Origin of the sequence: Stutzerimonas azotifigens DSM 17556, from assembly GCF_000425625.1 — a bacterium.
GTDB classification, from domain to species: Bacteria; Pseudomonadota; Gammaproteobacteria; order Pseudomonadales; family Pseudomonadaceae; genus Stutzerimonas; species Stutzerimonas azotifigens.
The window spans coordinates 1-15,445 of the sequence record NZ_AUDU01000086.1 but is presented as its reverse complement, the minus strand read 5'-3'; the positions used below and the strand labels follow the sequence as shown (position 1 = coordinate 15,445).

The following is a 15,445-nucleotide window of genomic DNA, read 5'->3' as shown; positions in this document are numbered from 1 at the left end:
CAGACTTTGGTCAGCGCAGCCGTCAGCGTGGTCTTGCCATGGTCGACGTGACCGATGGTGCCGACGTTTACGTGCGGTTTGTTACGTTCGAATTTTTCCTTAGCCACGACTATGAACCTCTTATGTAAGGGGCTGAATCAACCTTGTTTTTTGATGATCGCGTCGGCGATGTTGGCAGGTGCTTCCGAGTACTTCGAAAACTCCATGGAGTAGCTTGCGCGACCCTGAGACATGGAACGAACGTCGGTAGCGTACCCGAACATCTCTCCGAGCGGGACTTCCGCACGGATCACCTTGCCGGAGACCGTGTCCTCCATACCCTGGATCAGGCCACGACGACGGTTCAGGTCGCCCATGACGTCACCCATGTAGTCTTCCGGAGTCACGACCTCGACCTTCATGATGGGCTCGAGCAGCACCGCACCGCCCTTCTGGGACAGCTGCTTGGTCGCCATCGATGCCGCGATCTTGAACGCCATCTCGTTGGAGTCCACGTCGTGGTACGAGCCGTCGAACACGGTGGCCTTCAGGCCCAGCAGCGGATAGCCGGCGACGACGCCGTTCTTCATCTGCTCCTCGATACCCTTCTGGATCGCCGGGATGTATTCCTTCGGAATCACACCACCCACGACCTCGTTCTTGAACTCCAGACCTTCCTGACCTTCGTCGGCCGGCTCGAAGCGGATCCAGCAGTGACCGAACTGGCCACGACCACCGGACTGGCGAACGAACTTGCCTTCGATCTCGCATTTGTTGCGAATGGTCTCGCGGTAAGCCACCTGCGGCTTGCCGATGTTGGCCTCTACGCCGAACTCACGCTTCATGCGGTCGACGAGGATATCGAGGTGCAGCTCACCCATGCCGGAGATGATGGTCTGACCGGATTCCTCGTCCGTCTTCACGCGGAACGAAGGGTCTTCCTGGGCCAGCTTGCCGAGGGCAATGCCCATCTTCTCCTGGTCGGCCTTGGTCTTCGGCTCGACAGCCACCGAAATCACAGGCTCCGGGAAATCCATCCGCTCGAGAATAATCGGCTTGTCCAGTGCGCACAGGGTGTCCCCGGTGGTCACGTCCTTCATGCCGATCAGCGCAGCGATGTCGCCCGCCCGCACTTCCTTGATCTCTTCGCGGGTGTTGGCGTGCATCTGAACCATACGGCCCACACGCTCCTTCTTGCCCTTGACCGAGTTCAGCACCGAGTCACCGGAGTTCAGCACGCCGGAGTAGACGCGCGCGAAGGTCAGGGTGCCCACGAAGGGGTCGGTCGCGATCTTGAACGCCAGCGCGGAGAACGGCTCGTTGTCGTCGGCGTGACGTTCGTCGACCAGCTCTTCGTTGTCCGGGTGAACACCCTTGATCGCCGGGATCTCGACCGGCGCCGGCAGGTAGTCGATGACGGCGTCGAGAACCAGCGGCACGCCCTTGTTTTTGAACGAGGAACCACAGACCGCCGGCACGATTTCACAGGCGATGGTCCGCTGGCGCAGGCCGGCCTTGATCTCTTCGACCGTCAGCTCGCCCCCCTCCAGGTACTTGTTCATCAGCTCTTCGTTGGCCTCGGCTGCAGCCTCGACCATGTTCGAGCGATACTCTTCCGCCAGGTCCTGGAGTTCGGCCGGGATCTCTTCCTCGCGGAAGGACATGCCCTGATCGTCCTCGTTCCAGTAGATCGCCTTCATCTTGACGAGGTCGATCTGGCCCTGGAAGTTCTCCTCGGCCCCGATAGCCAGCTGGATCGGCACCGGGGTATGACCCAGACGCTGCTTGATCTGGCCGACGACGCGCAGGAAGTTGGCACCGGCACGGTCCATCTTGTTCACGTAGACGATACGCGGAACGCCGTACTTGTTGGCCTGGCGCCAGACGGTCTCGGACTGCGGCTCGACACCGGAGGTGCCGCAGAAGACCACGACCGCGCCGTCGAGCACCCGCAGCGAACGCTCCACCTCAATGGTGAAGTCCACGTGGCCGGGGGTGTCGATGATGTTCACGCGGTACTTGTCGTACTGCTTTTCGGAACCCTGCCAGAAGGCGGTGGTGGCGGCGGAGGTGATGGTGATCCCGCGCTCCTGCTCCTGCACCATCCAGTCCATGGTCGCGGCGCCGTCGTGCACCTCGCCCATCTTGTGGTTGACGCCTGTATAGAACAGGATCCGCTCGGTCGTGGTGGTCTTGCCCGCATCGACATGCGCGCAGATACCGATGTTGCGGTAGCGGTTGATAGAAGTAGTACGGGCCAAAATAAGGTCCTCGTGGGTGAGTAGCGCCAGTATTAGAAGCGGTAGTGCGAGAAGGCCTTGTTGGCCTCCGCCATGCGGTGCACGTCTTCACGCTTCTTCACGGCAGCTCCCTTGCCTTCAAAGGCATCCAGCAGTTCGCCAGCGAGACGCAGGGCCATGGACTTCTCCCCACGCTTGCGGGCAGCGTCCACCAGCCAGCGCATGGCCAGCGCATTGCGACGCGAAGGACGAACCTCGACCGGAACCTGGTAGGTGGCGCCGCCTACACGGCGCGACTTGACTTCGACCAGCGGAGCGATGGCGTCGAGTGCTTTCTCGAAGACTTCCAGGGGATCGTTGTTCTTGCGTTCCTTGACCTTGTCCAGGGCACCGTAAACGATGCGCTCGGCAACGGCTTTCTTGCCGCTCTCCATGACATGGTTCATGAACTTGGCGAGAATCTGGCTGCCGTACTTCGGATCGTCAAGGATCTCGCGCTTGGCTGCTACACGACGTCTTGGCATTGATAAGCCCTCAAACGGTCTTCAGGTTAGCTCGGGACGGTAACGATCGCGTTACGCCCGACCTTACTCTTATCGACTCAGAAAAAAGATAACGTTGATTACTTCGGACGCTTGGCGCCGTACTTGGAACGACCCTGCTTACGGTCCTTCACACCGGAGGTGTCGAGCGAACCGCGAACGGTGTGGTAGCGCACACCCGGGAGGTCCTTTACGCGACCGCCGCGGATCAGCACCACACTGTGCTCCTGCAGATTGTGACCTTCACCACCGATGTACGAAGCGACTTCGTAGCCGTTGGTCAGACGAACACGGCACACCTTACGCAGTGCGGAGTTCGGTTTCTTCGGCGTGGTGGTGTACACGCGGGTGCACACGCCACGACGCTGCGGGCAGTTCTGCAGCGCCGGCACGTCGCTCTTCTCGGCGACGCGCTTGCGCGGCTGACGCACCAGCTGGTTGATTGTTGCCATCTACTAGCTCCACTGTTGTCTTTCGACACAAACGAAAAATGGCAGGGCGCAAAGCCCCGCCAAATTAGGGGTACGAGAGTCTAAAGAGCTTCTCGTACACCGTCAAGGCGGACCCGGCCAAGGGTCCGCCCGCCGGTTCAGCTGCCGCTGGAGTTCAGCGCCTCGGTGAGCGCGGCTTCGACCTCGTCCGCACTGACCCGAACCGGCTTGTCGGCATCACGCCTGCGCTTGCGCTCGCTGTGATAGGCCAGACCGGTACCGGCCGGAATCAGGCGGCCGACCACCACGTTTTCCTTCAGACCGCGGAGGAAGTCGCGCTTGCCGGTGACCGCGGCCTCGGTGAGCACGCGCGTGGTCTCCTGGAAGGACGCCGCGGAGATGAACGACTCGGTCGACAGCGACGCCTTGGTGATGCCGAGCAGCACACGCTCGAACTTCGCCGGGAAGCGGTCGTCGGTGACGAGGGTCTCGTTCTCTTCCAGCACCTGGGTCAGCTCGACCTGGTCGCCCTTGATGAAGGACGAGTCGCCGGCCTCGGACACTTCCACCTTGCGCAGCATCTGACGCAGGATCGTCTCGATGTGCTTGTCGTTGATCTTCACGCCCTGCAGCCGGTACACGTCCTGGATCTCGTTGACGATGTACTTGGCCAGCGCACTGACGCCCAGCAGACGCAGGATGTCGTGCGGGTTGCTCGGACCGTCGGAGATCACTTCACCCCTGTTCACCTGCTCGCCTTCGAAGACGTTCAGGTGGCGCCACTTCGGAATCAGCTCCTCGTACGGATCGCTGCCGTCGGTCGGCGTGATCACCAGGCGACGCTTGCCCTTGGTTTCCTTGCCGAACGAGATGGTGCCGCTGATTTCCGCCAGAATCGACGGCTCCTTCGGACGACGCGCCTCGAACAGGTCCGCAACGCGCGGCAGACCACCGGTGATGTCGCGGGTCTTCGAGGTTTCCTGCGGAATCCGCGCCAGCACGTCGCCCACGCCGACCTGCGCACCGTCGGCCACACCGACCAACGCGTTGGCGGGCAGGAAGTACTGGGCCGGCACGTCGGTGCCCGGCAGCAGCAGTTCCTTGCCTGCGGCGTCGACCAGCTTCACCGCCGGACGGATGTCCTTGCCGGCGGCCGGACGATCCTTCGCATCCATCACCTCGATGATGGTCAGACCGGTCAGCTCGTCGGTCTGGCGCTTGATGGTGATGCCTTCCTCCATGCCGACGAAGGCCACGGTACCCTTCATCTCGGTGACGATCGGGTGGGTGTGCGGGTCCCACTTGGCGACGATCGCGCCCGGGTCGACCTTGTCGCCCTCCTTCACCGAAATCACTGCACCATAGGGCAGCTTGTAGCGCTCGCGCTCGCGACCGAAGTCGTCGGCCACCGCCAGCTCGCCGGAACGCGACACGGCCACCAGGGCGCCGTCGGCACGCTCGACATGCTTGAGGTTGTGCAGGCGGATGGTGCCGCCGTTCTTCACCAGGATGTTGTCGGCCGCCGAGGTCCGGCTCGCCGCACCACCGATGTGGAACGTACGCATGGTCAGCTGGGTGCCCGGCTCGCCGATCGACTGGGCCGCGATCACGCCGACGGCCTCGCCGATGTTCACCAGGTGCCCACGCGCCAGGTCACGGCCGTAGCACTTGGCGCAGATGCCGTAGCGGGTTTCGCAGGCGATCGGCGAACGCACCACCACCTCGTCGATGCTGTTCAGCTCGATGAAGTCCACCCACTTCTCGTCCACCAGCGTGCCCGCCGGAACGATGACCTCGTCGGTCCCCGGCTTGAACACGTCGCGCGCGATCACACGGCCGAGCACGCGCTCGCCGAGCGGCTCGACTACGTCGCCACCTTCGATGTGCGGGGTCATGTGCAGGCCCTGCTCGGTGCCGCAGTCGACCTCGGTCACCACCAGGTCCTGCGCCACGTCGACCAGACGACGGGTCAGGTAACCGGAGTTGGCGGTCTTCAGCGCGGTATCGGCCAGACCTTTACGCGCACCGTGCGTGGAGATGAAGTACTGCAGTACGTTCAGACCTTCGCGGAAGTTCGCGGTGATCGGCGTCTCGATGATGGAGCCGTCCGGCTTGGCCATCAGGCCGCGCATGCCGGCCAGCTGACGGATCTGGGCCGCCGAGCCCCGGGCGCCGGAGTCCGCCATCATGTACATCGAGTTGAACGATTCCTGCTCGACTTCCTTGCCCTCGCGGTTGACCACCCTTTCCTTGGAAAGGTTGGCCATCATCGCCTTGGACACTTCGTCGTTGGCCTTCGACCAGAGGTCGATCACCTTGTTGTACTTCTCGCCCTGGGTCACCAGGCCGGAGGCGTACTGGGATTCGATCTCCTTCACTTCCTCGGTGGCGGCATCGATGATGCGGGCCTTCTCGTCGGGAATGACGAAGTCGTTCACACCGATCGACACACCGGAGATGGTGGAGTAGGCAAAGCCGGTGTACATCAGCTGGTCGGCAAAGATGACGGTGTCCTTCAGACCCACCGTGCGGTAGCACTGGTTGATCAGCTTGGAGATCGCCTTCTTCTTCATCGGCTGGTTGACCACGTCGAACGGCAGGCCGTCCGGCACGATCTGGAACAGCAGCGCGCGGCCTACCGTGGTATCGACGATGCGGGTGTTGCGGGTGATGCCACCGTCACGGTCCTTGACCACTTCGTTGATGCGCACCTTGACCTTGGCGTGCAATGCGGCCTCGCCGGCACGGAACACCCGGTCGACTTCCTGCAGGTCGGCGAACACGCGACCTTCGCCCTTGGCGTTCACCGCCTCGCGGGTCATGTAGTACAGGCCAAGCACGACGTCCTGCGACGGCACGATGATCGGATCACCGTTGGCCGGCGAGAGGATGTTGTTGGTCGACATCATCAGCGCGCGCGCTTCCAGCTGGGCTTCCAGTGTCAGCGGCACGTGCACGGCCATCTGGTCACCGTCGAAGTCGGCGTTGTACGCGGCGCAGACCAGCGGATGCAGTTGGATCGCCTTGCCTTCGATGAGCACCGGCTCGAACGCCTGGATACCCAGACGGTGCAGGGTCGGGGCGCGGTTGAGCAGCACGGGATGCTCGCGGATCACCTCGGCGAGCACGTCCCAGACCTCGGGCAGCTCGCGCTCGACCATCTTCTTGGCCGCCTTGATGGTGGTCGCCATGCCGCGCGCTTCCAGCTTGCCGAAGATGAACGGCTTGAACAGCTCGAGCGCCATCTTCTTCGGCAGGCCGCACTGGTGCAGACGCAGGGTCGGGCCGACGGTGATCACCGAGCGGCCGGAGTAGTCCACGCGCTTGCCGAGCAGGTTCTGACGGAAACGGCCCTGCTTGCCCTTGATCATGTCGGCCAGGGACTTGAGCGGACGCTTGTTCGAGCCGGTGATGGCACGGCCGCGACGGCCGTTGTCCAGCAGGGCGTCGACCGCTTCCTGCAGCATGCGCTTCTCGTTGCGCACGATGATGTCCGGCGCAGCCAGGTCGAGCAGACGCTTGAGGCGGTTGTTGCGGTTGATGACCCGACGATACAGGTCGTTCAGGTCCGAGGTGGCAAAGCGGCCGCCATCCAGCGGAACCAGCGGACGCAGATCCGGCGGCAGCACCGGCAGCACGGTCAGAACCATCCACTCGGGCAGGTTGCCCGAACCGTGGAAGGCCTCCATGAGCTTGAGGCGCTTGGACAGCTTCTTGATCTTGGTTTCCGAGTTGGTCTGCGGAATCTCTTCGCGCAGGCGGCCGATCTCGTGCTCCAGGTCGATCTGGCTGAGCAGCTCGCGCACGGCCTCGGCGCCCATGCGGGCGTCGAAGTCGTCACCGAACTCCTCGAGCGCCTCGAAGTACTGTTCGTCGTTCAGCAGTTGGCCCTTTTCCAGGGTCGTCATGCCCGGGTCGATGACCACGTAGCTCTCGAAATAGAGCACGCGCTCGATGTCACGCAGGGTCATGTCCAGCAGCAGGCCGATACGCGACGGCAGGGACTTCAGGAACCAGATGTGGGCGACCGGCGAGGCCAGCTCGATGTGCGCCATGCGCTCGCGGCGCACCTTGGCCAGGGCCACTTCGACGCCGCACTTCTCGCAGATCACGCCGCGGTGCTTGAGGCGCTTGTACTTGCCGCACAGGCACTCGTAGTCCTTCACCGGGCCGAAGATCTTGGCGCAGAACAGGCCGTCACGCTCGGGCTTGAAGGTACGGTAGTTGATGGTCTCCGGCTTCTTCACTTCACCGAACGACCAGGAGCGGATCATCTCCGGCGAGGCCAGACCGATACGGATGGCATCGAACTCTTCGATTTGACCCTGGTTTTTCAACAGATTAAGCAAGTCTTTCAAGGCCTTTCCTCCTCACGACCCGAGACGGCGGCTGACCATGCCGACCGCCTCGGGGTGCGTGGTTATTCGGTTTCCAGTTCGATGTCGATACCGAGCGAGCGGATCTCTTTGATCAGCACGTTGAAGGACTCGGGCATGCCCGCCTCCATCCGGTGATCGCCGTCCACGATGTTCTTGTACATCTTGGTCCGTCCGTTCACATCGTCCGACTTCACCGTCAGCATTTCCTGCAGGGTGTAGGCGGCGCCGTAGGCTTCCAGCGCCCAAACCTCCATCTCCCCGAAACGCTGGCCACCGAACTGCGCCTTGCCGCCCAGCGGCTGCTGGGTAACCAGGCTGTAGGAACCGGTGGAACGCGCGTGCATCTTGTCGTCGACCAGGTGGTTCAGCTTGAGCATGTACATGTAGCCGACCGTGGTCGGACGCTCGAACTGATTGCCGGTGCGGCCGTCGAACAGCTTCATCTGGCCGCTTTCCGGCAGATCGGCCAGCTTCAGCATGGCCTTGATCTCGGTTTCCTTGGCGCCATCGAACACCGCGGTAGCCATCGGCACGCCGCCGCGCAGGTTGTTGGCCAGCGCGATGATCTCCTGATCCGACAGGCTGTCCAGGCTTTCCTGACGACCGCCCACCTCGTTGTAGATCTCGGTGAGGAACTGACGCAGCTCTTCGATCTTGCGCTGCTCTTCGAGCATGCGGTTGATCTTCTCGCCGAGGCCCTTGGCCGCGAGGCCGAGGTGGGTTTCCAGGATCTGGCCCACGTTCATCCGCGACGGTACGCCGAGCGGGTTGAGCACGATGTCGACCGGGATGCCGTTGGCATCGTGCGGCATGTCCTCGACCGGCATGATCACCGAGACCACACCCTTGTTGCCGTGACGGCCGGCCATCTTGTCGCCCGGTTGGATGCGGCGCTTGATCGCCAGGTAGACCTTGACGATCTTCAGCACGCCCGGCGCCAGGTCGTCACCCTGCTGCAGCTTGCGCTTCTTGTCCTCGAACTTGTCGTCGAGCAGTTGGCGGCGGTCGGACAGGTAGGCCTGGGCCCGCTCCAGCTGCTCGTTCAGCGCGTCGTCGGCCATGCGCAGCTTGAACCACTGACCGCGCTCGAGGCCGTCGAGCAGCTCGTCGGTGACCGGCGTGCCCTTCTTCAGGCCCGCGCCGCCCTCGGCGGTGGCGCCGACCAGCGCGGAACGCAGGCGCTCGAAGGTCGCGCCCTCGACGATGCGGAACTCCTCGTTGAGGTCCTTGCGGATCTCATCGAGCTGCATCTTCTCGATCGCCAGCGCACGCGAGTCGCGCTCGACACCGTCGCGGGTGAACACCTGCACGTCGATGACCGTGCCCTTGGTGCCGGTCGGCACGCGCAGGGAGGTGTCCTTCACGTCGGAAGCCTTCTCGCCGAAGATCGCGCGCAGCAGCTTCTCTTCCGGCGTCAGCTGGGTCTCGCCCTTCGGCGTGACCTTGCCCACCAGGATGTCGCCGGCCTGCACTTCGGCGCCGACATACACGATGCCCGCCTCGTCCAGCTTGTTCAGCGCCGCCTCACCCACGTTCGGGATATCCGCCGTGATCTCTTCCGGGCCGAGCTTGGTGTCGCGCGACACGCAGGTCAGTTCCTGGATGTGGATGGTGGTGAAGCGGTCTTCCTGGACCACGCGCTCGGAGAGCAGGATCGAGTCTTCGAAGTTGTAGCCGTTCCAGGGCATGAAGGCGACACGCATGTTCTGCCCCAGCGCCAGCTCGCCCATGTCGGTCGAGGGGCCGTCGGCCATGATGTCGCCACGTGCCACCTGCTCGCCCTTGCTGACCAGCGGGCGCTGGTTGATGCAGGTGTTCTGGTTGGAACGGGTGTACTTGGTCAGGTTGTAGATGTCGACGCCCGCTTCGCCCGGCTCGACCTCGTCGTCGTTCACGCGGACCACGATGCGGCTGGCGTCGACCGAGTCGATCACCCCGCCACGACGGGCGACCACGCAGACGCCGGAGTCGCGCGCCACGTTGCGCTCCATCCCGGTGCCGACCAGCGGCTTGTCCGAACGCAGGGTCGGCACCGCCTGACGCTGCATGTTCGAGCCCATGAGCGCGCGGTTGGCGTCGTCGTGCTCGAGGAACGGGATCAGCGAGGCCGCGACCGAAACGACCTGCTTCGGCGACACGTCCATCAGAGTGACGTCTTCCGGCGCCTTGACGGTGAACTCGTTCTGGTGACGCACCGCGACCAGCTCGTCGACCAGCTTGCGGCCCTCGAGCTTGGCGCTCGCCTGCGCGATCACGTGGTCGGCTTCTTCGATCGCCGACAGGAACACGATCTCGTCGGTGACCTCGCCGTCCTTGACCACACGGTACGGACTCTCGAGGAAGCCGTACTGGTTGGTGCGGGCATAGGCGGCCAGCGAGTTAATCAGACCGATGTTCGGACCTTCGGGGGTTTCGATCGGGCAGACGCGACCGTAGTGGGTCGGGTGCACGTCGCGCACTTCGAAGCCTGCGCGCTCGCGCGTCAGGCCGCCCGGGCCGAGGGCCGAGACACGGCGCTTGTGAGTGATCTCGGACAGCGGGTTGTTCTGGTCCATGAACTGCGACAGCTGGCTGGAACCGAAGAACTCCTTGACCGCCGCGGCCACCGGCTTGGCGTTGATCAGGTCCTGCGGCATCAGGCCTTCGCTCTCGGCCATCGACAGGCGTTCCTTGACCGCACGCTCGACACGCACCAGACCTACGCGGAACTGGTTCTCGGCCATCTCGCCGACACAACGGACGCGACGGTTGCCGAGGTGGTCGATGTCGTCCACCACGCCCTTGCCGTTGCGAATGTCGACCAGGGTCTTGAGCACCTCGACGATGTCCTCGCGACTCAGCACGCCCGAACCTTCGATCTCGGTACGACCGATCCGGCGGTTGAACTTCATGCGGCCGACAGCAGACAGGTCATAGCGCTCGGCGCTGAAGAACAGGTTGTTGAACAGCGTTTCGGCGGCGTCCTTGGTCGGCGGCTCGCCGGGACGCATCATGCGGTAGATCTCCACCAGCGCATCGAGCTGGTTGGAGGTCGAGTCGATCTTCAGCGTGTCGGAGATGAACGGACCGCAATCGATGTCGTTGGTGTACAGCGTCTCGAAGCGGACCACGCCGGCCTTGACGATCTTGGCCAGCACTTCGGTGGTCAGCTCGGTGTTGCACTCGGCGATGATCTCGCCGGTCGACGGATGCACGATCGCCTTGGCGGTGGTGCGACCCAGCACGTAGTCGATCGGCATCTCCAGTTCTTTGATGCCGGACTTGTCGAGCTGGTTGATGTGACGCGCGGTGATCCGGCGACCCTGCTCGACGATGACCTTGCCGCTCTGGTCCTTGATGTCGAAGGTGGCGATCTCACCACGCAGGCGCTGCGGAACCAGCTCGAGCGCCAGGGTCTCGCCACGCACGTGGAAGACATTGGTGTCGTAGAAGGCGTCGAGGATTTCCTCGGTGCTATAGCCCAGCGCGCGCAGCAGCACGGAGGCCGGCAGCTTGCGGCGACGGTCGATACGCACGAATACCGCGTCCTTCGGGTCGAACTCGAAGTCCAGCCAGGAGCCACGGTAGGGAATGATGCGCGCGGAATACAGCAGCTTGCCCGAGCTGTGGGTCTTGCCGCGGTCGTGATCGAAGAACACGCCCGGCGAGCGGTGCAGCTGGGACACGATGACCCGCTCGGTACCGTTGATGATGAAGGTACCGTTCTCGGTCATCAGGGGGATTTCCCCCATGTAGACTTCCTGCTCCTTGATGTCCTTGATGGCCTTGTTCGACGACTCCTTGTCGAAAATGATCAGGCGCACCTTGACCCGCAGGGGTACCGCGAAGGTGACGCCGCGCAGCACGCACTCCTTGACGTCGAACGCGGGCTCGCCCAGGCGATAGCCGACGTACTCGAGAGCGGCATTGCCGGAGTAGCTGATAATCGGGAAAACGGATTTGAAGGCCGCGTGCAGGCCGACATCGCGGAGCTGTTCCTTGGTCGCACCCGCCTGCAAAAACTCGCGATAGGAATCCAACTGGATCGCCAGCAGATAAGGCACATCCATCACGTGCGGTAACTTGCTAAAGTCCTTGCGGATACGTTTTTTCTCAGTGTATGAGTAAGCCATCAGCGTTCCCCAGCTTGGTCACCTGCTTGTTTGGTCGCTCCCCACGGGAGCGCCCAGAAAATCTTGCGAATCCCTGATTCGCACCATCCTGAGATGGTCTTGCTTCGTTTAAGGCAACCGTGAGAGGCAGGCCACCTATAACGGAAAAAGGCCGGTGGCATTTGCCACCAGCCATCAGCCTTTTGCGAGACGCTCGGGCTGTAGACGCAAGGTCTTCGCTTACTTGAGCTCGACCTTGGCGCCAGCCTCTTCCAGAGCCTTCTTGGCCGCTTCGGCCTCTTCCTTCGAAACGCCTTCCTTCACCACGCCCGGAGCGCCGTCGACAACTGCCTTGGCTTCCTTCAGGCCCAGACCGGTCAGCTCGCGAACGGCCTTGATGACGTTCACTTTCTTTTCGCCGGCTTCGGCCAGGACGACGGTGAACTCGGTCTGCTCTTCAGCAGCCGGGGCAGCGGCAGCCGGGCCGGCTGCAACGGCAGCGGCGGCGGTCACACCGAACTTTTCTTCCATCGCCTTGATCAGTTCAACGATCTGCATGACGGACATTTCGGAAACGGCGTTGATGATATCTTCGTTGGTCAGAGCCATGACTCTATTCCTATGTTTTGAAGACGGCTTTCAGCCATCAAAATCAGTAAGGGATTGAACCGTACAGTGCCGTCAGGCCGCTGCCGATTCCTTTTGATCGCGGATCGCCGCCAGAGTACGAGCCAGCTTGCTGGTAGCGCCTTGGATAACGCTCATCAGCTGGGCTACGGCTTCGTCATAGGTCGGCAGGGTTGCCAGTACGTCGATCTGGTTGGCTGCGAGGAACTGCCCCTCGAATGCAGCGGCCTTGATCTCGAACTTGTCCTGACCCTTGGCGAATTCCTTGAAGATCCGGGCAGCGGCGCCAGGATGCTCATTGGAGAACGCGATGAGGGTCGGGCCCTTGAACGAGTCGTTGAGCACATCGAACTGAGTGCCTTCGACTGCACGGCGCAGCAGGGTGTTACGTACGACACGCACGTAGACACCCGCTTCGCGGGCCTCTTTACGGAGTCCGGTCATGGCCCCTACGGTCACGCCGCGGGCATCGGCCACGACAGCGGACAGGGCGGACTTGGCAGCCTCGTTGACTTCAGCGACGATGGCCTTCTTGTCTTCGAGTTTGATTGCCACGGGATTACTCCTGGATGTTACCGGTTCATCCAGCCGAAGCTGGACGCGTTTGGTGTCTGATTCGGTACGAATCGGGAGCACCTCTGCGTAGGCTTGTGGTTTAAGGCCGGAGCCGCCTACGGTCTTGGATAGCCCCCGCCAGGCAGGGACCCCAATGAGTGGAGGGCTTGCAAGCAAGCCCTCCGGAAAATCACGCTTCCAGAGAAGCCTGGTCGATGACCAGCCCCGGCCCCATGGTGGTGCTGAGGGTCACGCGCTTGACGTAGATGCCTTTCGAAGTCGAGGGCTTCAGACGCTTGAGATCGGCGAGCAGCGCTTCCACGTTCTGCTTCAGCTGACCGGCTTCGAAGCCGACCTTGCCTACGCTGGTGTGGATGATGCCGTTCTTGTCGGTACGGAAGCGTACCTGACCGGCCTTGGCGTTCTTCACCGCGGTCGCGACGTCAGGGGTCACGGTGCCGACCTTCGGGTTCGGCATCAGACCACGCGGGCCGAGGATCTGGCCCAGCTGACCAACGACGCGCATAGCGTCGGGGGAAGCGATCACCACGTCGTAGCTCAGATCGCCACCCTTCATCTCGGCAGCCAGATCGTCCATGCCAACACGGTCGGCGCCGGCGGCCAGCGCGGCCTCGGCAGCCGGACCCTGGGTGAACACCGCTACGCGGACGGTCTTGCCGGCGCCGTTCGGCAGCACGGTGGCGCCACGTACGACCTGGTCGGATTTACGCGGATCGACGCCGAGGTTGATCGCGATGTCGAACGACTCGGTGAACTTGACGGTCGACAGCTCGGCCAACAGGCTGGCGGCCTCTTCGAACGCATACTGCTTGCCGGCTTCAACACGCTCGGCGATCGCCTTCTGGCGCTTGGTCAACTTGGCCATTACACACCCTCCACGTTCAGACCCATGCTGCGAGCGGAGCCCGCGATGGTGCGAACGGCAGCTTCCAGATCGGCAGCGGTCAGATCCGCATTCTTGGTCTTGGCGATTTCCTCGAGCTGAGCACGGGTCACCGTGCCCACCTTCTGGCTGTTCGGACGCGAAGAACCGCTGGAGATGCCAGCCGCCTTCTTCAGCAGAACCGAAGCCGGCGTGCTCTTGGTTTCGAAGGTGAAGCTACGGTCGCTGTAGACGGTGATGATCACCGGAGTCGGCAGACCCGGCTCCATGCCCTGGGTACGGGCATTGAAGGCCTTGCAGAACTCCATGATGTTCACGCCGTGCTGGCCGAGGGCCGGGCCCACGGGCGGCGACGGGTTGGCCTGACCGGCCTTGACCTGCAGCTTGATATACGCTTGGATTTTCTTAGCCATGATAGCTACTCCGCTTGGGTTTTAACGCCTCTCGGCTCCCCGGACCCACCTGGGCCCAAAGACGACAATCCCCGCAGCACTGCCACGGGGATGCCTATGAAACCAACGTCAGACCTTCTCGACCTGACTGAACTCCAGCTCGACGGGCGTGGAGCGCCCGAAGATGAGAACCGCCACCTGGATCCGGCTCTTCTCGTAATTGACCTCTTCGACCACGCCATTGAAGTCGGCGAAAGGCCCGTCGGTGACGCGCACAACTTCGCCCGGCTCGAACAGCGTCTTCGGCTTCGGCTTGTCACCACTGTCGGCAACCCGACGCAGGATCGCCTCGGCCTCGCGATCGGTGATCGGCGCAGGCTTGTCTGCCGTGCCGCCGATGAAACCCATCACCCGAGGCGTGTCCTTGACCAGGTGCCAGGTACCCTCGTTCATTTCCATCTGAACCAGAACATAGCCCGGGAAAAACTTGCGCTCGCTCTTGCGCTTCTGGCCATTCTTCATCTCTACCACTTCTTCGGTAGGGACAAGAATTTCGCCAAACTCGTCCTCCATCCCAGCAAGCTTCACCCGCTCGATGAGAGAACGCATCACATGCTTCTCGTACCCCGAGTATGCATGCACTACATACCAACGCTTAGCCACGAGAATTCCTTAACCGACGACCAGAGAAACCAGCCAACCGAGCAGGGTATCGAGCCCCCACAGCAGTAGCGCCATCAGCAACACCACGGCGACAACGATCAGCGTCGTCTGCGTGGTTTCCTGACGGGTTGGCCAGACCACCTTCCGGATCTCGCCGCGCGCTTCTTTCAGCAAGGCGAAGAAGGCACGACCCTTGGCGGTCTGCAGCGCCACGAAGGCAGCGACCGCAGCGATAGCGAGAAGCCCCAGGACGCGATAAAGGATAGGCTCTGCGGCGAAGTATTGATTGCCCACGACGGCAACCACCACCAGAACCGCTACTACGACCCACTTGAGCACATCGAAGCGCGAACCAGCGGCGCCAGCCTGAACATTCATCTGCGAGAACCCTGTAGAGACCGCCATTTTCACCACCGAAAATGGCAGGCCAGGAGGGAATCGAACCCCCAACCTGCGGTTTTGGAGACCGCCGCTCTGCCAATTGAGCTACTGGCCTGTAAAGAATCAGGCCGACCATTATGCCGGCCCGAGAAGAACAGATCAACCGTTATTCGAAGATCTTGGCAACCACGCCGGCGCCGACGGTACGGCCACCTTCGCGGATGGCGAAGCGCAGACCGTCTTCCATCGCGATCGGTGCGA

Annotated in this window: 13 protein-coding genes and 1 tRNA gene; all 14 read right to left on the bottom strand. The window is 62.5% G+C overall.

The genetic code is table 11. The features are described from left to right. A partial coding sequence (locus tag H610_RS24850) for a GTP-binding protein (protein ID WP_043238044.1) occupies positions 1 to 107 on the bottom strand: 107 nt, incomplete at its 3' end. Between the two features lie 30 nt (positions 108 to 137). Further along, a complete protein-coding gene (fusA, locus tag H610_RS0108160; RefSeq protein ID WP_028239210.1) occupies positions 138 to 2,240 on the bottom strand; it encodes an elongation factor G in 2,103 nt (700 codons plus the stop codon). A gap of 32 nt (positions 2,241 to 2,272) precedes the next feature. Continuing rightward, the gene (gene rpsG, locus H610_RS0108155) at positions 2,273 to 2,743 is read right to left on the bottom strand and encodes a 30S ribosomal protein S7 (protein ID WP_028239209.1); all 471 of its coding nucleotides are present in this window, start codon (positions 2,741 to 2,743) and stop codon (positions 2,273 to 2,275) included. Positions 2,744 to 2,841: 98 nt separating this feature from the next. Next, positions 2,842 to 3,213: a 30S ribosomal protein S12 gene (rpsL, locus tag H610_RS0108150; protein ID WP_028239208.1), complete on the bottom strand. Its 372-nt coding sequence runs from the start codon at positions 3,211 to 3,213 to the stop codon at positions 2,842 to 2,844. A gap of 137 nt (positions 3,214 to 3,350) precedes the next feature. Beyond that, the gene (gene rpoC / locus H610_RS0108145; RefSeq protein WP_028239207.1) at positions 3,351 to 7,550 is read right to left on the bottom strand and encodes a DNA-directed RNA polymerase subunit beta'; all 4,200 of its coding nucleotides are present in this window, start codon (positions 7,548 to 7,550) and stop codon (positions 3,351 to 3,353) included. Between the two features lie 62 nt (positions 7,551 to 7,612). Beyond that, entirely contained in the window at positions 7,613 to 11,683 is a 4,071-nt protein-coding gene (gene rpoB / locus H610_RS0108140; protein WP_028239206.1) for a DNA-directed RNA polymerase subunit beta, read from the bottom strand. A gap of 219 nt (positions 11,684 to 11,902) precedes the next feature. Beyond that, positions 11,903 to 12,271, bottom strand: a complete 369-nt coding sequence (rplL, locus tag H610_RS0108135; RefSeq protein ID WP_028239205.1) for a 50S ribosomal protein L7/L12 — start codon at positions 12,269 to 12,271, stop codon at positions 11,903 to 11,905. Positions 12,272 to 12,343: 72 nt separating this feature from the next. Next, complete coding sequence (rplJ, locus tag H610_RS0108130; protein ID WP_028239204.1) at positions 12,344 to 12,844, bottom strand: 50S ribosomal protein L10; 501 nt, start codon at positions 12,842 to 12,844, stop codon at positions 12,344 to 12,346. 190 nt (positions 12,845 to 13,034) lie between these two features. After that, positions 13,035 to 13,730: a 50S ribosomal protein L1 gene (rplA, locus tag H610_RS0108125; RefSeq protein WP_028239203.1), complete on the bottom strand. Its 696-nt coding sequence runs from the start codon at positions 13,728 to 13,730 to the stop codon at positions 13,035 to 13,037. After that, complete coding sequence (rplK, locus tag H610_RS0108120) at positions 13,730 to 14,161, bottom strand: 50S ribosomal protein L11 (RefSeq protein WP_028239202.1); 432 nt, start codon at positions 14,159 to 14,161, stop codon at positions 13,730 to 13,732. The genes rplA and rplK overlap by 1 nt, the downstream gene beginning before the upstream one ends. Before the next feature lie 108 nt (positions 14,162 to 14,269). After that, positions 14,270 to 14,803 (bottom strand): transcription termination/antitermination protein NusG, encoded by a 534-nt coding sequence (nusG, locus tag H610_RS0108115; protein ID WP_028239201.1) that lies wholly within the window; start codon positions 14,801 to 14,803, stop codon positions 14,270 to 14,272. 9 nt (positions 14,804 to 14,812) lie between these two features. Next, positions 14,813 to 15,181, bottom strand: coding sequence for a preprotein translocase subunit SecE (gene secE, locus H610_RS0108110; RefSeq protein WP_028239200.1), 369 nt, complete (start codon positions 15,179 to 15,181; stop codon positions 14,813 to 14,815). 42 nt (positions 15,182 to 15,223) lie between these two features. Beyond that, a tRNA-Trp gene (locus H610_RS0108105) sits at positions 15,224 to 15,299 on the bottom strand. Positions 15,300 to 15,350: 51 nt separating this feature from the next. Further along, a partial coding sequence (locus tag H610_RS24845) for an EF-Tu C-terminal domain-related protein (RefSeq protein WP_456243272.1) occupies positions 15,351 to 15,445 on the bottom strand: 95 nt, incomplete at its 5' end.